1 protein-coding gene is annotated in these 200 nt (G+C 66.0%); it reads right to left on the bottom strand.

The genetic code is table 11. The features are described 5' to 3' along the window. A partial coding sequence (locus B3E43_RS12515; protein WP_292030001.1) for an AAA family ATPase occupies window positions 1-200 on the bottom strand: 200 nt, incomplete at both ends.

Raw genomic sequence — 200 nt, 5'->3', positions numbered from 1 at the left:
GCTTGCCCTTCTTGATGTAGTTGCGGACGTCCTTGACCCGCTCGTCGCCGAGCTGGCTGTCGCGCAGGCGGGTGACGGCGTCGTACTCGTACAGGCCCTGGCTGGCCTTGGTCGTCGACTTGATGTGCCAGGTGATCAGCGGGGCGTTCATCGCCCTGGCGATCTCATAGGCCAGGACGGTCTTGCCGGTGCCGGGCTCG

Source organism: Brevundimonas sp. UBA2416, assembly GCF_002343105.1.
Taxonomy (GTDB): domain Bacteria; phylum Pseudomonadota; class Alphaproteobacteria; order Caulobacterales; family Caulobacteraceae; genus Brevundimonas.
Note: the sequence above shows the minus strand (reverse complement) of the source record. Positions and strands in the feature narration are given on the sequence as shown.